22 protein-coding genes and 1 pseudogene are annotated in these 18,283 nt (G+C 61.6%); 11 read left to right on the plus strand and 12 right to left on the minus strand.

Features of this window, described 5'->3' with window-relative positions; all coding sequences use genetic code 11:
* Positions 1 to 44 precede the first annotated feature (44 nt).
* The 4 genes from GJ668_RS13420 to GJ668_RS13435 all read right to left on the minus strand — a co-directional run bounded on the left by GJ668_RS13420 (position 45) and on the right by GJ668_RS13435 (position 1,950).
* Entirely contained in the window at positions 45 to 602 is a 558-nt protein-coding gene (locus GJ668_RS13420) for a Uma2 family endonuclease (protein WP_155450658.1), read from the minus strand.
* A 70-nt stretch (positions 603 to 672) separates the two neighbouring features.
* Positions 673 to 1,107, minus strand: coding sequence for a DUF29 domain-containing protein (locus tag GJ668_RS13425; protein WP_155450659.1), 435 nt, complete (start codon positions 1,105 to 1,107; stop codon positions 673 to 675).
* Between the two features lie 175 nt (positions 1,108 to 1,282).
* Positions 1,283 to 1,528, minus strand: a complete 246-nt coding sequence (locus GJ668_RS13430; RefSeq protein ID WP_155450660.1) for a toxin-antitoxin system HicB family antitoxin — start codon at positions 1,526 to 1,528, stop codon at positions 1,283 to 1,285.
* Positions 1,525 to 1,950, minus strand: coding sequence for a putative toxin-antitoxin system toxin component, PIN family (locus GJ668_RS13435; protein WP_155450661.1), 426 nt, complete (start codon positions 1,948 to 1,950; stop codon positions 1,525 to 1,527). Before GJ668_RS13435 ends, GJ668_RS13430 begins: the two co-directional genes overlap by 4 nt.
* 146 nt (positions 1,951 to 2,096) lie before the next feature.
* Between GJ668_RS13435 and GJ668_RS13440 the strand changes: the two are divergent.
* Positions 2,097 to 2,240: pseudogene (locus GJ668_RS13440) on the plus strand (type II toxin-antitoxin system RelE/ParE family toxin); the annotation flags it as partial.
* A 12-nt stretch (positions 2,241 to 2,252) separates the two neighbouring features.
* The gene (locus GJ668_RS13445; protein WP_155450662.1) at positions 2,253 to 2,546 is read left to right on the plus strand and encodes a HigA family addiction module antitoxin; all 294 of its coding nucleotides are present in this window, start codon (positions 2,253 to 2,255) and stop codon (positions 2,544 to 2,546) included.
* A 585-nt stretch (positions 2,547 to 3,131) separates the two neighbouring features.
* On the opposite strand, the gene GJ668_RS20960 is transcribed toward GJ668_RS13445, so the two are convergent.
* Positions 3,132 to 3,587, minus strand: a complete 456-nt coding sequence (locus GJ668_RS20960) for a pilin (protein ID WP_281350239.1) — start codon at positions 3,585 to 3,587, stop codon at positions 3,132 to 3,134.
* A gap of 42 nt (positions 3,588 to 3,629) precedes the next feature.
* Positions 3,630 to 4,061: a pilin gene (locus tag GJ668_RS13455; RefSeq protein ID WP_155450663.1), complete on the minus strand. Its 432-nt coding sequence runs from the start codon at positions 4,059 to 4,061 to the stop codon at positions 3,630 to 3,632.
* A 346-nt stretch (positions 4,062 to 4,407) separates the two neighbouring features.
* Here GJ668_RS13455 and GJ668_RS13460 point away from each other — a divergent pair, with 346 nt between their 5' ends.
* The 6 genes from GJ668_RS13460 (at position 4,408) to GJ668_RS13485 (ending at position 7,307) form a co-directional block, all read left to right on the plus strand.
* Entirely contained in the window at positions 4,408 to 4,980 is a 573-nt protein-coding gene (locus GJ668_RS13460; protein WP_155450664.1) for an SEL1-like repeat protein, read from the plus strand.
* A 180-nt stretch (positions 4,981 to 5,160) separates the two neighbouring features.
* A complete protein-coding gene (locus GJ668_RS13465; protein ID WP_155450665.1) occupies positions 5,161 to 5,406 on the plus strand; it encodes a DUF4160 domain-containing protein in 246 nt (81 codons plus the stop codon).
* A gap of 378 nt (positions 5,407 to 5,784) precedes the next feature.
* Positions 5,785 to 6,285 (plus strand): DUF2442 domain-containing protein, encoded by a 501-nt coding sequence (locus tag GJ668_RS13470; protein ID WP_155450666.1) that lies wholly within the window; start codon positions 5,785 to 5,787, stop codon positions 6,283 to 6,285.
* Positions 6,286 to 6,417: 132 nt separating this feature from the next.
* Entirely contained in the window at positions 6,418 to 6,762 is a 345-nt protein-coding gene (locus GJ668_RS13475) for an HVO_A0114 family putative DNA-binding protein (protein ID WP_155450667.1), read from the plus strand.
* Positions 6,763 to 6,779: 17 nt separating this feature from the next.
* A complete protein-coding gene (locus GJ668_RS13480) occupies positions 6,780 to 6,935 on the plus strand; it encodes a hypothetical protein (RefSeq protein WP_155450668.1) in 156 nt (51 codons plus the stop codon).
* A gap of 51 nt (positions 6,936 to 6,986) precedes the next feature.
* Positions 6,987 to 7,307 (plus strand): helix-turn-helix domain-containing protein, encoded by a 321-nt coding sequence (locus GJ668_RS13485; protein ID WP_155450669.1) that lies wholly within the window; start codon positions 6,987 to 6,989, stop codon positions 7,305 to 7,307.
* A gap of 170 nt (positions 7,308 to 7,477) precedes the next feature.
* On the opposite strand, the gene GJ668_RS13490 is transcribed toward GJ668_RS13485, so the two are convergent.
* The 5 genes from GJ668_RS13490 to hrcA all read right to left on the minus strand — a co-directional run bounded on the left by GJ668_RS13490 (position 7,478) and on the right by hrcA (position 13,534).
* On the minus strand, positions 7,478 to 8,437 hold the full coding sequence (locus GJ668_RS13490; RefSeq protein ID WP_155450670.1) for a PDC sensor domain-containing protein: 960 nt from the start codon (positions 8,435 to 8,437) through the stop codon (positions 7,478 to 7,480).
* A 29-nt stretch (positions 8,438 to 8,466) separates the two neighbouring features.
* Positions 8,467 to 9,615 carry a molecular chaperone DnaJ gene (gene dnaJ / locus GJ668_RS13495; RefSeq protein ID WP_155450671.1) on the minus strand — a complete coding sequence of 383 codons (1,149 nt, stop codon included), beginning with the start codon at positions 9,613 to 9,615 and terminating at the stop codon, positions 8,467 to 8,469.
* A 63-nt stretch (positions 9,616 to 9,678) separates the two neighbouring features.
* Positions 9,679 to 11,613, minus strand: a complete 1,935-nt coding sequence (gene dnaK, locus GJ668_RS13500; RefSeq protein WP_155450672.1) for a molecular chaperone DnaK — start codon at positions 11,611 to 11,613, stop codon at positions 9,679 to 9,681.
* A gap of 103 nt (positions 11,614 to 11,716) precedes the next feature.
* The gene (grpE, locus tag GJ668_RS13505; protein ID WP_155450673.1) at positions 11,717 to 12,370 is read right to left on the minus strand and encodes a nucleotide exchange factor GrpE; all 654 of its coding nucleotides are present in this window, start codon (positions 12,368 to 12,370) and stop codon (positions 11,717 to 11,719) included.
* Positions 12,371 to 12,457: 87 nt separating this feature from the next.
* Positions 12,458 to 13,534 carry a heat-inducible transcriptional repressor HrcA gene (hrcA, locus tag GJ668_RS13510; protein WP_186343102.1) on the minus strand — a complete coding sequence of 359 codons (1,077 nt, stop codon included), beginning with the start codon at positions 13,532 to 13,534 and terminating at the stop codon, positions 12,458 to 12,460.
* Between the two features lie 226 nt (positions 13,535 to 13,760).
* Here hrcA and GJ668_RS13515 point away from each other — a divergent pair, with 226 nt between their 5' ends.
* The 3 genes from GJ668_RS13515 (at position 13,761) to GJ668_RS13525 (ending at position 16,961) form a co-directional block, all read left to right on the plus strand.
* Positions 13,761 to 14,660 carry an NAD(+) kinase gene (locus GJ668_RS13515; protein ID WP_155450674.1) on the plus strand — a complete coding sequence of 300 codons (900 nt, stop codon included), beginning with the start codon at positions 13,761 to 13,763 and terminating at the stop codon, positions 14,658 to 14,660.
* Positions 14,654 to 16,321 (plus strand): DNA repair protein RecN, encoded by a 1,668-nt coding sequence (recN, locus tag GJ668_RS13520; RefSeq protein WP_155450675.1) that lies wholly within the window; start codon positions 14,654 to 14,656, stop codon positions 16,319 to 16,321. The genes GJ668_RS13515 and recN overlap by 7 nt, the downstream gene beginning before the upstream one ends.
* Positions 16,322 to 16,625: 304 nt before the next feature.
* Complete coding sequence (locus tag GJ668_RS13525) at positions 16,626 to 16,961, plus strand: hypothetical protein (RefSeq protein ID WP_155450676.1); 336 nt, start codon at positions 16,626 to 16,628, stop codon at positions 16,959 to 16,961.
* Positions 16,962 to 17,018: 57 nt separating this feature from the next.
* On the opposite strand, the gene GJ668_RS13530 is transcribed toward GJ668_RS13525, so the two are convergent.
* Positions 17,019 to 18,242, minus strand: a complete 1,224-nt coding sequence (locus GJ668_RS13530; RefSeq protein ID WP_155450677.1) for an HD-GYP domain-containing protein — start codon at positions 18,240 to 18,242, stop codon at positions 17,019 to 17,021.
* Between the last annotated feature and the right edge of the window lie 41 nt (positions 18,243 to 18,283).

An 18,283-nucleotide genomic window follows, 5' to 3' on the forward strand; every position in this document is an offset into this window, starting at 1 on the left:
CCAGCCATGTCCAGCCTCGTTCGGTGTGGCGATGCGCGCGGCCATCACGCCAGCACATCCTCATAGATCACATCCAGCGCCAACTCGACCTCCAGACAATCGAGCCGGACGCTGCCCTCGGTGATGATCTCCTGCGCCCAGCCATCCGCACGGCGGTAGACTTCGATCTCGCGGGCGGTCTGCGAGATCAGCAGGTATTCGCGCAGGCTGGGAATGGTCTGATAGGCCCAGAATTTCTCGCGCCGGTCGATGCGCGCGGTGGAGTCGGACAGCACCTCGACGAGCAGACAGGGGTGCGTGCGATAGTAAGTCGCGCGATCATTCGGATCGCAGCTCAGGAGCAGGTCGGGATAGTAGAAGATGTCCTGATTCTGGATATGCAGCCGCACCTTCATGTCGTTGGCGAAGAGTTGGCAGGAGGTGCCACGCAGGAGTGGGCGAAGATCGCTGGCTATATTGAGTGTGATGAGGCCGTGGCGATCACTCGCGCCGGTCATGGCATACAGCTCGCCATCGATATATTCGTGTCGGATGTCGGCGCCGTCCTCGCTGGCCAGATAGTCATCGACGGAGAGCGATTGGACGCGGGCAGGCTGGTTCATCAGTTCCTCCGCGAGAAACCCCGTCCTTCAGGGCGGGGTAGTTGACGGTCCTTTGACTCCGTGCAATCGTTTATTGAGCGGATGGCAGCCAATCGGTTTCCAGCACCTGTTCTGCCCGCCAGGGGCAGGTGTCCGGAAACACGGCTAATCCGGTTTCCTGCGCGGCTTGCGCGCTGGCGTCTTCCCAGACACCATCCCACCAGTCGGCGTCGCTGAGATCCGTCTTCAGACTCGGCGTTTTCTTCAGTCGCCGGAAGATGCCCTTGCGCTGGTTGCGGATGGTCATTTCCCAGGAAGCTCCACGCCGCTCGGGCTGATAGTGCCATTTGAGCAAATGCGCCAGCAGCAGCACCATGCGATTCGTGAGTTCACGTTGTTCGCTCTTGCCCACGTCTTCGATCTCCTCGGACAGATGCGCGATATCCAGTTGATCGAAACGACCCGCGCGCAGTAGTTGAGCCTGCTCATTGGCCCAGGCAACGATGTCTTGTTCGTAGCGTGTCATCAAACCCTCCTTCAGCAGGATCCCGCCGGAACGCGGGGGACAAAACCACCGGAAACGGACCGCCAATCAACGCGCTGGCCTCTGCCAATCAGTTGAAACCGACTTAAACAAAGTTTAAACATGGCGGCGCGGTTGGCAACAAAATATGCGGGCATGATCACACGGGACGCAACAGCTACGCACTTGGCCACTCATCATCGGGACGTGGCGGAGCGTCGGGGACGAGATCCAGCAGGCGCTGGAAGTCTTCACGCCGGCCCTTGGCGGCTTCGGTACGCAGATAATCGAGTGTGAGTACGGCGGCCATTTTTTCGGCGGCGGCGCTGGCGATGAATTGGTTGACTGAAATCTGGTCGCGTGCGGCGAGTTCTTTGATCGTTTGATGCACGGAATTGGGCAGACGGATGGTGAGTGCGCTCATGGGGAGGTCTCCTCAAGCGAGTGAAGGAAGTGCGCCGGCGTCACGGCTTGCACGCCGAATGACTCGGTACGCCGGAAGTCGTTCAGGTTGTGGGTGACGATGAAGCGACTGCCTGAGGCGACGGCGCATTCGAGCACCATGTCGTCGTTGGGATCGCGCAGGACGGGGCGCCAGAGGTAGTAGATGTCCTGTAGATGTGCGATCGAGGCCAGATAGCGCACGAAGGCGAGTGCTTGGGCGGGTGTGGCCTCGGGAGGTAAGTGTTCGGGGCGTGTCAGGACGGCTTGCCACTCCGTGTAGAGTGCGACTGAGAGGGCTATGCGGAAGCGTGGATGCGGCAGGCGGCGCAGCAGGGCGTGGCTGGCGCCGGTTCGGGATCGCAAGGCCGCGACGAGGACGCAGGTGTCAAGGACGATGTTCATGGTTATATGAGCATAACCATAGAATGGATGTAAGACAAGACTGTGGCACAGATCAGCCCATGCAAAACGCCCCCGGTTGTCCGAGGGCGTTTGGGGGTGACATCCAGGTCAGGGTTTAGGATCAGCAGAAAAGCGAGCCTGACCCCTTAATCCCCCCGGGCTGGAAGCTGCACCCGTTATCCGGTGATCTTGCCGGTCATTGGTCGGTTGCGGTCAGCGGAAATTGGCGCATGACTTTTGTATTTGAAGGTGAAGACGCCATTTTAGTCGATTATCAGGATTATCACTGAAGGGGGTTGGGTATGACTCGAATGCATTATCCGCCGCATCCTGGCGAGACGTTGCGCGAGGATGTTTTGCCGGCGCTTGGGTTGACGGTGACTCAGGCGGCTCAGGAGTTGGGTATCAATCGTGTGACGCTTTCAAGAGTTCTGAATGGGAAAGCGGCGATCAGCGTCGATCTGGCATTACGGCTGGAAGCCTGGTTGGATGGTCCGAGCGCGGAAAGCTGGCTCAAGGGTCAGTTGGCGTATGATCTATGGCAGGCTGAGCAGCGTCAGCGCCCTAATGTGTTGATTCGGCATGTAGCGGCGTGACTCCAGTCCAATCAGTCGCCGCTTTGGCCGATGCGCCCATGCAAAAACGCCCCCGGTGGTCCGAGGGCGTTTGGGTGTGACATCCAGGTCAGGGCTTAGGATCAGCAGAAAACCGAACCTGACCCCTTATTCCAGACCCAGCGTCCAGACGCCCGGTGGCACGGTCGAGGGCCTTTCGCATCGCTATTGCCGTGTGCTGCAACACGCCGACGGCTATGGCTACGCCTTTCAACCTAAACCAGACACGGAGGACGCGAGACGGGCGGCCTAACCGCGCTACGCGCGGTGCGCTATCCCTCCCCGCCCTGAAGGACGGGGTTTCTCGCGCAAGACTGATGAAACCAGCCATCACGAGCGCGTGAACTGAGTGGGTTGGCCCATATAAAAACGCCCCCGGTGGTCCGAGGGCGTTTGGGTGTGACATCCAGGTTAGGTTTTAGGATCAGCAGAAAAGCGAACCTGACCCATTAATCCCCCAAAAATCAATCATAAGCCGTTGATTATAATAAAAATTTACTTTACCTTAAACCCGGAAGAGCCAAAATTGAACCCGACCCCTTATTCGCTCTTATTCGCTTATTCGATTCAATCACAATGTGAAGGCCGCCAACGCGCCTCAATGTTTTCCGTCACACAATTCCATTCGCCACTATTAAGTCGATTGAGCGTTAGGGTGCTATTATTGCTGACTAAGCGCGGGTGCCCTTTCAGCACACAGCGGATAAAACCCGTGCCTGATGAATCCATGCTAATGACTGAGCAATGCTGAGTGCTTTGCGGCAAACCTAAGATGCTAACATCATTAGTGTTTAAGCTCTCTAAGAGCACTAATGACTCAAAAGTGGCTTTGCCAGGGGCAATCTCAGCCAGCGCGGCTGAGGTACGGGAGCGGATCACATAGTCTTGGTAGGCAGGGAGCGCAATAGCACTGAGTATAGCGATGATGGCAACAACAATCATCAGCTCGATCAGAGTGAAACCGTGATCGCGGCGCATAGCGATCCCCGCAATAAAAGTTGAATATGGAATATTAATTTCCATCGAACAAGGGAAGGCCAAGCCCTCCCTCAAAATTATTAGCTTTTAAGTGCCAGCAGTACAACCCACTGGCAGGTATTTCGCATCAATGCCGCCAGTCACGGTGCATGCCCAAACACCGTCTGCTGAACGAGTCAGATTTACAACTTTGCCAATTACTTTAGGGTTGCCTGCTAAGGTACAGGCAATTTTTTGACCAGATGCATCTGTATAGTTACCCGTCGCCGCAATTGCTGAGCACCGAGTAGTGGTTGCCTGTAAACCAATGTCAGCTAGCGCTACTGCGCCAGTTTTTCCAATTTGAATAGATTCCTCAAAAGCCGTGACCCCACCGCGAATATCTGCAAGGCCAGTAGTTGCTTGCGAGCGAGCGATATAGTCCTGATACGCCGGTAAAGCGATCGCCGCCAAAATACCAATGATCGCCACCACGATCATGAGTTCGATCAGGGTAAAGCCTTGTTGATGCTTTTTCATGTGACATGCTCCGTAATGAATGAGGAAACCGTCTGAGCGAGGAGACGAGGACAGCGATCAGATCGAACCGCCGTATGACTCAAGTCTCCACGATCCAGCTAGAGCAGAGGTCGTGCCAACCGCGACTCAATTTGCTCAACGTCTCCCAATCCCTTGCGTCTACAGCCATCTCCCACCGTCACCCTCAGACTGGCACAACCATCTCCGGACAACGCAGGCATTTTTCTGTCGCCCCCCACTGTGACAAATGCCGGTTGATGTCGCACCCCCCTGTGACAGCTTCCAGCCAATGTCACACCCTCAGATGGCTGTAAACTACACGCACACCCACCACCACACCGCACCCATGCACCTCATCAGCCTCAGCACCGCCGTCGCCCTCACCGGCCTGACCAAACGCACGCTCTGGCGCTACATCGAAAGCGGACGCCTCACCGTCGCCACCCCCACCGCACCCGGCGAAAAAGCCCACGTCCACCTCCAAGACATCCTGACCCTCTCAGGACTGACCGTCGCCCCCGAAGACCACCCCACCCTCGTCGACGCCGACCGCGGCGACCCCATCGCCCAATGCGACCTCGCCATCCTCCTCATGAACCAACGCCCCGCCGACGCCATCCCCTGGTTCCAACGCTCCGCCAACGCCTTCTACCCCGACGCCATGTGCTGGCTCGCACGCGCCTACCTCTCCGGCCAAGGCATCGAGTGCAACCTGGAAACCGGCGTCCAGTGGATCGACAAAGCCGCCCACAAAGGTCACCCACTCGGACAAGCCCTGCACGACTTCCTGCAAAGCCCTAGCGGCCAGGGACTCCTGCACGCTCAGAACCACAGCGCCCTCAAAACCGCCCTCGACGACATCGAACGCCAAACGCTCCTGAATGCCCTGAACGCCACAGCCGACGCCGTTCACTCCTGAGCGATCGTTGCGCCACGCCACCGCCATGGATCGACCACGACCAACCCGTCGATTCGGCTGCCATGAGGCCCAGATCCTCGCCATGACTCGGCGTCGCTCTAAAGGACTGGAGTTCGACGCGGTCGCGATACCCGACTGCTATCATTGCCAACATGCAATCATTGCACTATCCTGGGCCACATGCCGGTCATCCAACGCTTCGCCAACGCCCGGGTGCGGATCAATGCCAGGGATCACCCGCCACCCCACTTCCATGTCCAGCTCAACGATGGACGGGAGGCCTGGGTGCGCATCGAGCCACTGGAGATCATCCATGGGCACGTGGCCGCACGTGAGATTGCCGAGGTGCTGGCTTGGGCCAGCGAGCGCCAAGCCTGGCTCACCCAAACCTTCGAGGACTTGCAACGGTCAACTACCCCGGCCTGAAGGGCGGAGCTTGTGAGAGCAAGCTGGGTTGACCAGCCTCAGCCCGCCTGACCAGGAGGGTCGAAAGGGGCTACGTATGCAACAGGTCGCTAAGACTCACCGGCGGATGCTTCCTCAGTCCGCCGCTCTGAAAGGTCGAGATCATGCAGGCGAAAGGTAAAGCGTCGAAGGTTTTGATCGCCGCGCCAGCGGGAGCCGGTTGCACACATTGGCGAGGGGAGCGTGTCGCGTCGTGAGACGCCGCACCGTCACCAGGCCCTTACGGGCAGAGTCTCACGGCCCGGCAGGTGGAAAGCCTGCACCTGTTTCCGGTGGCTGCACGGTCGTAGCCGCTATCCCTCCCCGCCCTGAAGGACGGGGTTTCTCGCGGAGGAACTGATGAGCAAAGATCACTTCCGTCTGACGGCGGTCGCGGCCTTGTCCGAGTACCGATTGCAACTCACCTACGCCGATGGCCAGCACTTCGAGGTGGATGTCAGCAAATGGATCGAGACCACCCAGGCGCTGGCACCGCTCAAGGACAAGACGCTCTTTGCCCAAGCCAAAGTCGGCTTTGGTGGCCACAGCGTCGACTGGACCGAGGATACACTCGACCTGGGTGCATCAAATCTGCGCAATCTCGCCATCGAACAAGCCGGCGGCATTGGCCACGAGCGGATCTGGATCTGGCTGCATGAGACCGGGCTAACGCTCGAACAAGCCGCCGAGGCCTTGGGCATTTCACGGCGCATGCTGATCTACTACCGCGATGGCGAAAAATCCATCCCGCGTTCCATTTGGCTGGCCTGTCTCGGCTGGGAGGCCGTGCGCCCGCAGGGACGCGAGCTGCCTATGCGCGTTCCATCCGCGCGCGAGTACGCGGCGACCCACGCCCGATGAGACCGCACGGTCAACTACCCCGGCCTGAAGGCCGGAGCTTGAAAGCGCTGGGTTGACCAGGGAAAGCGATGACTTTATGACCCCGGAACGACTGATTGCTGATTTCCGGGCCGATGTGGCGAGGTGGAAGCAATGAAAGCGATTATCGATATTGCGCCTGCGGGCCAAGTGTTCGATGCGGCTTTGGCTGATCTGGCCGCTGGCGGCAATGCCGACTATGTTCTGAGTTTCGAGTCCGCACACACGCTATTTTCCGACATCACCCCTGCACGCCTAGACCTGCTCGACGCCTTGGCCCGCCTCGGACCATGCGACCTTGACACGCTGGCCAAGACAACAGGGCGCCATGAAGCCGATGTGCTGACGGATAGCCGGCGCTTGATCGAACTCGGCCTGATCGAGCGCGGAGATGACGACAGGATTCAGGTTCCGTTCGAGACACTGGAAATTCGCATGACATTGGCGAAAGCCGCTTGACGTCGTCGATGCAGTCGATGCACCTGATCAGCCTCAACACCGCCGCCGCCCTCACCGGCCTGACCAAACGCACCCTCTGGCGCTACATCGAAAGCGGACGCCTCACCGTCGCCAATCCCACTGCTTCCAGAAGAAATCGACTCAAGGAATCGCCACCCCCAAGCCGGATGTAGAGTTGATCAAATCACGCTTGAAAGCCGTTGAGGCCAGCTTAGGAGTAAGACATGATCGAGATCGAAGACAGTAGCGGCAACGTCTATGCCGACTTGCAGGTAGCCGATGCCGAGGTGATGTATGTCAAGGCGCAACTGGCCGGCAAGATCAGTGACATCATTCGCCATCGTCACCTGACACAGCAACAGGCCGCCGAGATTCTGGGCATCTCGCAACCCAAACTGTCCGGGCTGTTGAGAGGCCAGTTTCGCGGCATCAGCGAAACAAAGATGATCGAATGCTTGAACCGCTTGGGTCGGGATGTGGACATCGTGGTGCGCAAGGCGCCGCGCCGTCATCCGCAGGGGCACACGCAGGTCGTGTTCGCCTGACATGCACCGCTCATAAAAACCTACCCAAACTTGCACGAAGCTGAATAAGTCTGTTCACGTCGTCAACACCCGTGCGGGCGAACCCGTCTGCCCCGACTCTTACGTGCGTTTAAGGTCTCGCCTGAGCGCGTCGCGACCATACTGATCAAGGTTTTTGGCGGCGTTAACGATCAGCCGCAAATCTCGCCCGTACCGAGCCAAAACCCCAGACTCTTGCGCAGAAACTCATCCCAAGGCATGTAATGCGAGCCATCGCAGGAGAAGTTCAGACCCACCATGCCGTTGAAGATATTGAGCGAGCCGGAGCGCAGATAGATGGTCTCGTCCATGAAGCGCAGTTCGCGGAAGGTGTGAAACACCTCCGCCACGCGCGACTCAGGAATGGCCGCCTCGCTCGGATAGGCACGGTACGAATAGGCCAGACAGATGCCCGGATCAGCCAGATCTTCATAATCCAGCAACCGATAACGATAGGGATCATCGAGCGTCCAGAGCGTAGCGCGTGAGCTGGAGAAATGCAGCTTGCCATGGAAGACACCGTGCGCCGTCATCAGTTCGACCAGCAGCGCCATCACTTCGTCGATGCGCGCGTCCATCAGACTCTCAACCCGCTGCTGACTGAAAAGCCCGCCGCGAATGGCCGGATCACCCTTGAGCTGCACCCAGTCGCCCGAAGGCTGATACAGCTCGCGCGTCAGCGGCAACTCGCGCAGATCGAAGTCGGCACCGAGAAACCCGAGCCAGCCGCCCGCCTCGTCCTCAATGCGCTGGATCGCCGTCAGCGAGGGCCGACGTGCATTGCGACTGATATAGACCGGCGAGAGCGAGAAGCGCTCACCGGCCAGCGCCTCAGCCAGATAGGGCCGATCGCGCCGATCACGACCCAGATGCTCGGGCAACAGCCCCTGTGGCGAGGCATTGGCCGTGATCTGGTGCGCGTCCCGGTCGAGCACATAGAGATATTTGCAGGACGGCAGACTCGGCAGCGCCGCGACCAACAGCCGCTCCAGCGCCGCGCGATCAGGCCAGTCAGCACGGGCCTGGAGCGCCAGCCGTTCGAGCAGACCGGACAGCCGTCCACGCAACAGCAGGCGTTGACGGGCGACAGCCGTTTGCAGTGCTTCACTCATGACGTCACCCGTCTGATCTTGAAAGGCGTTTAGAGTCCCATCTTCTCGAAGAAGCTCTTGACCCCGTCGAGCCAGGAATGTGACTGCGGATTGTGCCGCGATCCGCCGGCCTGGACACTGGCCTCGAACTCGCGCAGCAGCTCTTTCTGACGGTCAGTGAGCTCGACCGGTGTCTCGATCAGCACCCGGCAGATCAGATCCCCGACCACGCCGCCGCGCACCGGCTTCACGCCCTTGTTGCGGACCCGGAACATCTTGCCGGTCTGGGTGCCTGCCGGGATCTTGAGCATCACCTTGCCGTCGAGCGTCGGCACTTCCAGCTCGCCGCCCAGCGCCGCCGTCACAAAACTGATCGGCACCTGACAATAGAGGTTGGCGTCCTCGCGGGTGAAGATCGGATGCTCCATGACCTGGATCTGGACATAGAGATCCCCCGGCGGCCCACCCTGCTCGCCGCGCTCGCCCTCGCCCGCCAGCCGGATGCGGTCGCCCGTATCCACGCCCGCTGGCACCTTGACCGACAGCGTCTTCTCTTCCTGGATGCGCCCGCGTCCGTGACAGTGCGAACACGGCTCATCGATCACCGCCCCCGTGCCCCGGCACTCGGGACAGGTCTGCTGGATCGAGAAGAAGCCCTGCTGCATCCGCACCTGACCATGCCCGCCACAGGTCGGACAGGTCTTGGGCTGGGTGCCCGGCTTGGCGCCGCTGCCGTTGCAGAATTGACAGTCGACCCAGCTCGGAAGCCGGATCTTGACCTCCTTGCCAGTGACCGCCTCTTCCAACGACAACGACAGGTCATAGCGCAGATCGACCCCGCGCTGCGAGCGTCGACCGCCGGCGCGTCCGCCGCCGAAGATGTCGCCGAAGACATCACCAAAGATATCGGAGAAGGAGCCGGCGTCACCGGCTGGTCCGCCGCCACCGAAACCGCCAAAGCCAGGTCCGGCCCCATCGACGCCGGCATGACCGAACTGATCGTAGGCCGAACGCTTCTTGGGATCGGTCAGCACGTCATAGGCCAGCTTGGCTTCCTTGAACTTGGCCTCGGCCTCGCTGTCGCCCGGATTGCGGTCGGGGTGGTACTTCATCGCCAGACGCCGGAAGGCCTTCTTGATGTCGGCCTCACTGGCGTTGCGCTGAACCCCCAGCACTTCGTAATAGTCGCGTTTTGCCATGTATCTGTTTCCGGCTAACGCGCCCGCCGACCCGAAGGCTGACGGGCGCGTTCGCCTGGCACCTTATCGCTTGTCGTCCTTGACTTCTTCAAACTCGGCATCGACTACATCGTCGCGGGCCGCCCCACTCGCGCCGGCACCCGGCTGCGCATGCTCGGCCTCTGCCGCGCCGGCCTCACCGGACTTGGCATAGAGACGCTCGGCCATCTTGCCGGAGACATCGCCGAGCGCCTTGGTCAGCGACTCGATGCGCTCCTTGTCCTCGCCCTGCATCGCCTCTTCCAGATCCTTGATCGCCGACTCGATCGACTCCTTCTCGCCGCTTTCCATCTGCTCGCCGAGCTGCTCCATCGACTTGCGCGTGGCATGGATCATGGTGTCGGCCTGGTTGCGCGCCGCAACCAGTTGGTGGAACTGACGGTCATCCTCGGCATGAGCCTCGGCATCCTTGACCATCTTCGCGATCTCAGCCTCGGACAGACCGGAGGACGCCTTGATGACGATCGACTGCTGCTTGCCGGTCGCCTTGTCCTTGGCCGAGACGTTGAGGATGCCGTTGGCGTCGATGTCGAACTTGACCTCGATCTGCGGCACGCCGCGCGGCGCCGGCGGGATGTCGGAGAGATCGAAGCGCCCGAGTGACTTGTTGCTCGCCGCGCGCTCGCGCTCGCCCTGGAGGACGTGCACGGTGACAGCGGTCTGGTTGTCATCCGCCGTCGAGAAGGTCTGACCGGCCGAGGTCGGGATGGTGGTGTTCTTCTCGATCAGCTTGGTCATCACGCCGCCCAGGGTCTCGATGCCGAGCGACAGCGGCGTGACGTCGAGCAGCAGCACGTCCTTGACCTCGCCGCCAAGCACGCCGCCCTGAATCGCGGCGCCGATGGCGACCGCCTCATCCGGGTTGACGTCCTTGCGCGGAGTCTTGCCGAAGAACTGCTCGACCTTCTCCTGCACCTTGGGCATGCGGGTCTGACCGCCGACCAGGATGACCTCGTTGATCTCACCGGCGGTGAGTCCGGCGTCCTTGAGCGCGATGCGGCACGGCTCGATGGTGCGATCCACCAGCTCCTCGACCAGGGATTCGAGCTTGGAGCGCGTCAGCTTGACGTTGAGATGCTTGGGGCCGTTCTGATCGGCGGTGATATAGGGCAGATTGATGTCGGTCTGCTGGCTCGTCGAGAGTTCGATCTTGGCCTTTTCAGCCGCTTCCTTCAGGCGTTGCAGAGCCAGCGGGTCGTTGCGCAGATCAAAGCCCTGTGACTTTTTGAAATCCTCGACCAGGAAGTCGATGATGCGCATGTCGAAGTCTTCGCCACCGAGGAAGGTGTCGCCGTTGGTCGAGAGCACTTCGAACTGATGCTCGCCCTCGATCTCGGCGATCTCGATGATCGAGACGTCGAAGGTGCCGCCACCGAGGTCATAGACGGCGATCTTCTGATCGCCGCGCTTCTTGTCCATGCCATAGGCGAGCGCGGCGGCGGTCGGCTCGTTGATGATGCGCTTGACTTCGAGACCGGCGATGCGCCCGGCGTCCTTGGTCGCCTGACGCTGCGAGTCGTTGAAGTAGGCCGGAACCGTGATGACGGCTTCGGTCACGGTGGTGCCGAGATAGTCCTCGGCGGTCTTCTTCATTTTCTGCAAGACTTTGGCTGAGATCTCGGGCGGAGCCATCTTCTTGCCGTTGACCTCGACCCAGGCGTCGCCATTGTCGGCGCGCACGATCTTGTAGGGGACCATGTCCTTGTCCTTGCCGACCACCGAATCCTCGAAGCGTCGACCGATCAGACGCTTGATGGCAAAGAGCGTATTGGCTGGATTGGTGACCGATTGACGCTTGGCCGACTGACCGACCAGCACCTCGCCATCACCGCTGTAGGCGATGATCGAGGGCGTGGTGCGATCGCCTTCAGCGTTCTCGATGACCTTGACGTTGTCGCCTTCCATCACGGCCACGCACGAGTTCGTGGTACCGAGATCGATGCCGATGATTTTTCCCATGATACGTAGTCTCCGAAAGCGTTTTGGATGGCGCGGTGGCGCCAAATGATTCGTTCAGTTGGGGGAAGTCCCCATAACCTTCAAGCCGATTGGGTGTCCGGGCCTATGACGCGGCGGCCTGCTGCGAGACCATTACCAGCGCCGGTCGCACCAGCCGGCCGTTGAGCGTGTAGCCCTTCTGGATGACCAGTACCACCGTGTTCGGTGGCACGTCCGTGCGCGGCTGCATCGACATGGCCTGATGGAATTCAGGGTCGAATGGCTGATCGAGCGGATCGACCACGCCCACGCCGAACTTCTCCATCACGTCGCTGAGCAACTTGACTGTGAGTTCGGTGCCTTCGCGCAGCTTGTCGAGATCGGCGCTGGCCTCCAGTGCGGCGTTGTAGCCAAGCTCCAGACTGTCGCGCACCTGGAGCAGTTCGCGCACGAAGCCATCGAGCGCGAACTTGTGCGCCTTCTCCAGTTCCTGGCTGTGACGGCGTCTGAGATTTTCGAGCTCGGCACGCGCACGCAGCACCTGATCGCGGCTGTCCTCGATCTCGGCGCGTGCCGCGTCCAGGGCGGCGCTCAGCTCCTCGATCGAGTGCTCCTCCATTTGAGCGTCAGCCGCCTCAGACTCAGCGGTCGCCATCTCGGGCGTGTCGTCGACCGCGTTGGCTTCCTTGTAGGCCTCCACGGCCGCGCGCAGGGCCGCCTCATCGAGTTGAGGCGCGTCCTGTTGCGCCGACTCCGGGCGCTGTGGGTCCATGCTCATGAATGACCTCCGAAAGTCAGACGACCCGCCTCGGAGTCCTTGAACAGAGCGTCCGGCGGCCAGGTCAGGTCTCGATCTGGTTGTGGTTTACTGCCGCAGCGCGGCCGCCAGCAGCCGCGCCGTGACATTGACGATTGGGATCACGCGCTGGTAGTCCATGCGCGTCGGGCCGATGACGCCCAGCACCCCGACGACCCGATCCTCGACCCGATAGGGCGTAGTGACCAGGCTACAGTCGTCGAGGAGCGAATAACCGGACTCTTCGCCGATGAAGATCTGCACCCCATCGGCGGCGATGCAGCGATCCAGGATGTGCAGGATCTCGCGTTTCTGGGTGAAGGCGTCGAACAACTGCTTGAGCCGGTCCATGCTGGCCAGCTCGCCGAATTCCATCAGATTGGTCTGACCGGCGATGTAGCAGTCGTCGCGGCCCTCGGCCGAGGCCATCACGTCCTGCGCCAACGCCAGGGCGCGCATCATCATCTGATCCATGTGCGCGTGGGTGCGCCTGAGATCCTCCAGCAACCGCTTGCGCACATCCTTGATGTCCTGCCCGGTGAACATCTGGTTGAGATAGTTCGCCGCCTGTTCGAGCTGCGAGGGCGAGAAGCGCCGGTCGGTATTGAGAATCCGGTTGTGGACCGCGCCCTCGCTGGTGATCAGGATCGCCAGCACGCGCGTGTCCGACAGCGGCAGCAGCTCGATCTGGCGGAAGGCATGGCGCTCATGACGCGGCAGCATGACCACGCCGGCCAGATGCGTGACGCCCGAGAGCAGATTCGAGGCCGTCTCGACCAGCGATTTCGGATCCAGACGCGCATCGAACTGCATGCGCAGTGAGGCGATATCGTCGTCTGACGGCTGGCGCACGGTCAGGAGCGTATCGACGAACAGCCGATAGCCGGCCACCGTCGGCACCCGCCCCGCCGAGGTGTGCGGCGAGACGATCAGCCCCAGATCCTCCAGATCGGCCATGACATTGCGCACCGTGGCCGGACTGAGGTCGAGTCCGGTATCCTTGGCCAGGGTGCGCGAACCGACCGGCTGACCGTCGCGGATATAGCGTTCGACGAGCGCCTTGAGGAAATGCTGCGCGCGCTCGCTGACCTGACCCTCGGCGGTCTGGAGCCTGTCGCTGGAGGATGTGCGTTTCCCGGTGCCCACGATCGTGTTGTTGGATGATGTCCGAGTCGCGTGTGTAAAAATAGGTTTAGCACTCACTGAGCTAGAGTGCTAACACACAATTTAGGGATTCCGACTCACGCTGTCAAGGTTGAAGCCGACTTGGGCGCGTGGCGATCCGGTCATCGAAAACGGTTGAAGCCATTGGTAGAATCCGCGACCTTATCCGACACCACCCCCCAATCCACCCACAGACGCGGTTGAACCTATGCCCGCCTTCCAGACGCTCGGCCTCATCGCCAAGCAGGGCGACCCTGAGCGGGTGCGCGGAACCCTCGTGCGCCTGCGCGACCATTTGCGTGCATGCGCCATCGAGGTGCGGCTGGAGGCCGAGAGCGCGCATCTGCTCGACGCGCCCATCGGTGAGGCGCTGACGCTCGATCAGCTCGGCGCGAGCTGCGACCTGATCGTCGTGGTCGGCGGCGACGGCACGCTGCTGCATGCCGCGCGCGTCATGGCGCGGCACGATGTGCCCTTGCTCGGCATCAATCTCGGGCGCCTGGGCTTTCTGGTCGACGTTTCCCCGGAGCACATCGAATCGGCGCTCGAACGCATCCTGGCCGGCGAGTTCGAGTCGGACCGCCGCTCCATGCTCGATGCCCAGGTCGTGACCGAGCAGGGCGCCGGCGATCCCGAGGCCGCGCTCAACGACGTGACCATCCATAAATGGGGCACGGCGCGCATGATTGAACTGGAGATCTGGATCGATGGCGTCTTCGTCAGTGCGCAGCGCTCCGACGGACTCATCGTCTCGACCCCGACCGGCTCGACCGCCTATGCGCTCTCGGGCGGCGGCCCGCTGGTCGATCCGGCGCTGGAGGCGATTCTCCTGGTGCCGATCTGTCCGCATGATCTCAGCAACCGCCCGCTGGTGGTACCTGGCGGGCGCTCGATCGAGGTGCGCGTGCGCGGCCCCGAGCAGGGCCATGTCCAGGTCACCTGCGACGGTCAGACGGATCTGCGACTGCCGCCCGACGCCTGGGTGCGCATCGTGCGCCATCCGCATACAGCGCATCTGATCCATCCCAAGGGTCACGACCATTATCAGATTCTGCGCGCCAAGCTCCACTGGGGCGGCCATAACGTGAGACGGACTCCACCATGCTGACCCATCTCCAGGTCCGGGATCTGGCCATCGTCAGTCATCTCGAACTCGAATGCCAGTCGGGCATGACCGCCCTGACCGGCGAAACGGGCGCGGGCAAGTCGATCCTGATCGAAGCGCTCGGTCTGGTGCTCGGCGACAAGGCCGATGCCGGTCTGATCCGCGCTGGACGCGAGCGTGCCGAGGTGCTGGCCGAGATCGATCTCCACCACGCGCCGGACGCGCGCGACTGGCTCGTCGAGCAGGGACTCGACGATGAGGACGCCTGCGTGGTGCGGCGGCTGATCGTGCGCGAGGGTCGCTCGCGCGCTTTCATCAATGGCCGCACGGCCACGGGTGCCCAGTTGCGCGAGCTCGGCGAGCGGCTGGTCGACATCCATGGTCAGCACGCCCATCAATCCCTGCTGCGCGCCAATGCCCAGCGCGACCTGCTCGACGCCTACGGCGGGCATGGCGAACAGGTCACCGAGGTTGCAACGGCCTTTCGCACCTTTCGCGACCTCGATCAGCAGCTCACCGCACTTGAATCGGCCAGTGTGGATCGCGCCGCACGGCTGGATCTGCTGCGCTTCCAGGTCGATGAGCTCTCGGCGCTGGGTCTGAGCGTCGCGGCCATCGAGAGCCTGGACCATGAACAGCGCCGCCTGAGCCAGATCGGACGCTTGCAGGAGACGGTCGGCGGGGTGTTGCGAGTACTCGCCGAGGGCGAACCGGCGATCGATGATCAGTTGCGCAGTGCCACCCGCGACATCGAGGAGCTGGCCGCCATCGATCCGGCACTCGTCGAGAGCCGCGACCTGCTGGAGACGGCCGCCATCCATGCCGGCGAGGCGGCGGCTGGATTGCGCCGCTATCTCGATGGCCTGGATCTGGATCCGGCGGCACTCCAGGAGGTCGAGATCCGTCTCGGCCAGATTCATGATCTGGCGCGCAAGTATCGAGTCAAGCCGACTGAGCTGCCCGACATCCTCGATCAGCGCCAGAGCGAACTTGAGGCGCTCGAACAGTCCGATGTCAGGCTCGGTGATCTGCGTGAGCGGCGCGAACGGGCCTGGCGTGATTTTCTCAAGGCGGCCGCAGAACTCACGCGCGTGCGCCATGCTGCCGCCGAACGCCTCTCGACCACGGTCACGCGCTCGATGCAACAGCTCGGCATGAACGGCGGTCAGTTCAGTCTCCAGCTCGATGCCTTGCCGGAAGAACGCGCCAGCGCCAACGGTCTGGAGCGGGTCGAGATGCGGGTCAGCGCCAATCCCGGCCAGCCGCTACAGCCACTGGCCAAGGTCGCCTCAGGTGGCGAACTCTCGCGCATCAGTCTCGCCATCCAGGTCGCCACCGCCGAATGCGGCCGGGTGCCGACCCTGGTCTTCGACGAGGTGGATGTGGGCATCGGCGGCGGCGTGGCCGAGATCGTCGGACGGCTGCTGCGAAGGCTCGGCGAGTCGCGTCAGGTGCTCTGTGTCACCCATCTGCCCCAGGTCGCCGCCCAGGCACACAACCAGTTGCGCGTGCGCAAAGAGACCATCGACGGCCAGACCTTCACCCGACTCGAACCGCTCGATGATCGGGCGCGTGTCGACGAGATCGCACGCATGCTCGGCGGCACCGAGATCACCGCGCGCACCCGCGATCACGCGAGCGAAATGCTCGATTGGACACGCTGAACAGGGCGCCCGATGTGTGACCTAACTCACAGATGCTTGCTACAGGGCGCCTGAATTGAGTAGTCATACGGATTTCTCAAAACCCCAAAACCCATGTTAATGCTGGGCTTGTATGCAAAGACCCTCCTGCTCAGCCCTCAAGGGCCACGGGATTGAACTGATGGGACACTGGCCAAACACTGATCAATGGGTCCATAATCCGCGCCGGCCGGTCGTCAGGGCGTCCCGAGTGCTCATAAAAGAGACCCAAATCGTTGCCGTAAACCCCGACCGGCTTGCGGCACATCACTGGAGGATGGTTCCTATGCCGTTGATAACCTCATTCATCCCAAGCGAGGACAGGCTCGACCTCTCCTTCCATGGCAACCTGGATCTGACGATCACCGACGAGGTGTGCCAGGTGTTCGCTGCGATCCCTACCAACCTGCAAACCTGCATCATGGATCTGACCTGTCTCGATCGGGTCTTCGATTCCGGCCTGGCGCTGCTCTGGATGCTCAATGAACGGCTCCAGCACATCGGCGCCCGGGTCGTGGTTCTGAGCGATCGTCCCGAGATCATCAGCCGCATCCCACGCATCATGAGTAACGTTCTGAGCGTCGTGCCTCAGGATTCGGCCGTGCACCCGGGATCCGCTTGACGAGCAACACCTGTATCGCAGAGACACCGAGGCCCGCCGAGCGCGGGCCTCAGCAGTTCAGCAGGGCAGCCGCAGCACCTCTTCGCAATCGATCCGCCATTGCTCGGGCGCCTCGGCGCCGACGATCCGATCCTTCCGCCCCCGGACCTTGCGCGAGAGATCCACATCCTCGACCGGCAGAAAGCGCCGCCAGCGCGCATCCATCACCACGCGCACGATCGGCTCCATAAGACCCTCGCGCCCATTCTCCAACACCACGCCGAGCCGATGGCTCTCCAGCCGCACCAGGCTGCCGACCGGATAGATGCCGACACAGCGGATGAATTGACGCACCAGATGCGGGTCGAAGTGAAAGCGACTCCATTCGAGCAGTTTGCGCAGCGCCTGATGTGGCTCCATGCCCTTGTGATAGACGCGATCCGAGGTGATGGCGTCATAAACATCGACGATGGCCGCCATCCGGCCATAGATCGAGATCGCCTCGCCGCCCTTGTGATCGGGATAACCGGTGGCATCGTAGCGTTCGTGATGCTCGGCGGCGACCGCGAGCGCCGTCGGCGAGAAGCCTGGAATGGCGGCGAGGATCTCGCGACTGCGGACGACATGGTTGCGCATGATCGCGAATTCGTCATCGGAGAGCCGGTCCGGCTTGTTCAGGATCGCGTCCGGAACCAGGGTCTTGCCGATGTCGTGCAGCAGCGCGCCAACGCCGATCTCCTCGATCACGGACGACTCCAGGCCCAGTTCGCGCGCGAACGAGACCATGAGCACCGACACATTGACCGAATGCTCGAAGGTATAGCGGTCGGTATGACGAATGCGCGCCAGGGCCATGAGCGCGTTCTGATTGCGGAAGATCGAGCCGACCATGGTGCCGATGGCATTGCGCGCCCGCTCCAGCGTCACCGGACGCCCCAAACGGGCGTCGCGCATGAGTTCGTCGATGACCTCGAGCGCTTCGTTGTGGATGCGCCGGGCTTCGATGCGCTCCTCGGCGAGCGCGACGGGCTGGATCTGTTCGTGCTCCAGTCCGGCGACCTCGACCATCTCCTGTTCGAGCCGTTCGACGACCTCGCCCTCGGTCGGGGCGGAGGACAGATCGGCGCCCTTGTCGGTATCGATATAGAGATCGTGAACACCCAGACTCCGGATGCGCTCGATATTGGAGTCGGACTTGATCTGAAACCGGCGGCGCAGAAAGCTGTGATCCAGCCAGCCGCAGTTGAGATCATGGATGTACATACCGACCCGCAGGTCTTCGACGTTGATCTTCTTGATCATTCGGGCTGGGTCCACAACGCGATAAATGGATTTTCAAGACA

The organism is Allochromatium palmeri, from assembly GCF_009720725.1.
Classification (GTDB): Bacteria; Pseudomonadota; Gammaproteobacteria; order Chromatiales; family Chromatiaceae; genus Thermochromatium; species Thermochromatium palmeri.

What these genes read in the sequence shown, in the direction of transcription:
- GJ668_RS13420 (WP_155450658.1), bottom strand. Translation starts at nt 602, where the DNA reads ATGAACCAGCCTGCCCGCGTCCAATCGCTCTCCGTCGATGACTATCTG.
- GJ668_RS13425 (WP_155450659.1), bottom strand. Translation starts at nt 1,107, where the DNA reads ATGACACGCTACGAACAAGACATCGTTGCCTGGGCCAATGAGCAGGCT.
- GJ668_RS13430 (WP_155450660.1), bottom strand. Translation starts at nt 1,528, where the DNA reads ATGAGCGCACTCACCATCCGTCTGCCCAATTCCGTGCATCAAACGATC.
- GJ668_RS13435 (WP_155450661.1), bottom strand. Translation starts at nt 1,950, where the DNA reads ATGAACATCGTCCTTGACACCTGCGTCCTCGTCGCGGCCTTGCGATCC.
- GJ668_RS13445 (WP_155450662.1), top strand. Translation starts at nt 2,253, where the DNA reads ATGACTCGAATGCATTATCCGCCGCATCCTGGCGAGACGTTGCGCGAG.
- GJ668_RS20960 (WP_281350239.1), bottom strand. Translation starts at nt 3,587, where the DNA reads ATGGAAATTAATATTCCATATTCAACTTTTATTGCGGGGATCGCTATG.
- GJ668_RS13455 (WP_155450663.1), bottom strand. Translation starts at nt 4,061, where the DNA reads ATGAAAAAGCATCAACAAGGCTTTACCCTGATCGAACTCATGATCGTG.
- GJ668_RS13460 (WP_155450664.1), top strand. Translation starts at nt 4,408, where the DNA reads ATGCACCTCATCAGCCTCAGCACCGCCGTCGCCCTCACCGGCCTGACC.
- GJ668_RS13465 (WP_155450665.1), top strand. Translation starts at nt 5,161, where the DNA reads ATGCCGGTCATCCAACGCTTCGCCAACGCCCGGGTGCGGATCAATGCC.
- GJ668_RS13470 (WP_155450666.1), top strand. Translation starts at nt 5,785, where the DNA reads ATGAGCAAAGATCACTTCCGTCTGACGGCGGTCGCGGCCTTGTCCGAG.
- GJ668_RS13475 (WP_155450667.1), top strand. Translation starts at nt 6,418, where the DNA reads ATGAAAGCGATTATCGATATTGCGCCTGCGGGCCAAGTGTTCGATGCG.
- GJ668_RS13480 (WP_155450668.1), top strand. Translation starts at nt 6,780, where the DNA reads ATGCACCTGATCAGCCTCAACACCGCCGCCGCCCTCACCGGCCTGACC.
- GJ668_RS13485 (WP_155450669.1), top strand. Translation starts at nt 6,987, where the DNA reads ATGATCGAGATCGAAGACAGTAGCGGCAACGTCTATGCCGACTTGCAG.
- GJ668_RS13490 (WP_155450670.1), bottom strand. Translation starts at nt 8,437, where the DNA reads ATGAGTGAAGCACTGCAAACGGCTGTCGCCCGTCAACGCCTGCTGTTG.
- dnaJ (WP_155450671.1), bottom strand. Translation starts at nt 9,615, where the DNA reads ATGGCAAAACGCGACTATTACGAAGTGCTGGGGGTTCAGCGCAACGCC.
- dnaK (WP_155450672.1), bottom strand. Translation starts at nt 11,613, where the DNA reads ATGGGAAAAATCATCGGCATCGATCTCGGTACCACGAACTCGTGCGTG.
- grpE (WP_155450673.1), bottom strand. Translation starts at nt 12,370, where the DNA reads ATGAGCATGGACCCACAGCGCCCGGAGTCGGCGCAACAGGACGCGCCT.
- GJ668_RS13515 (WP_155450674.1), top strand. Translation starts at nt 13,761, where the DNA reads ATGCCCGCCTTCCAGACGCTCGGCCTCATCGCCAAGCAGGGCGACCCT.
- recN (WP_155450675.1), top strand. Translation starts at nt 14,654, where the DNA reads ATGCTGACCCATCTCCAGGTCCGGGATCTGGCCATCGTCAGTCATCTC.
- GJ668_RS13525 (WP_155450676.1), top strand. Translation starts at nt 16,626, where the DNA reads ATGCCGTTGATAACCTCATTCATCCCAAGCGAGGACAGGCTCGACCTC.
- GJ668_RS13530 (WP_155450677.1), bottom strand. Translation starts at nt 18,242, where the DNA reads ATGATCAAGAAGATCAACGTCGAAGACCTGCGGGTCGGTATGTACATC.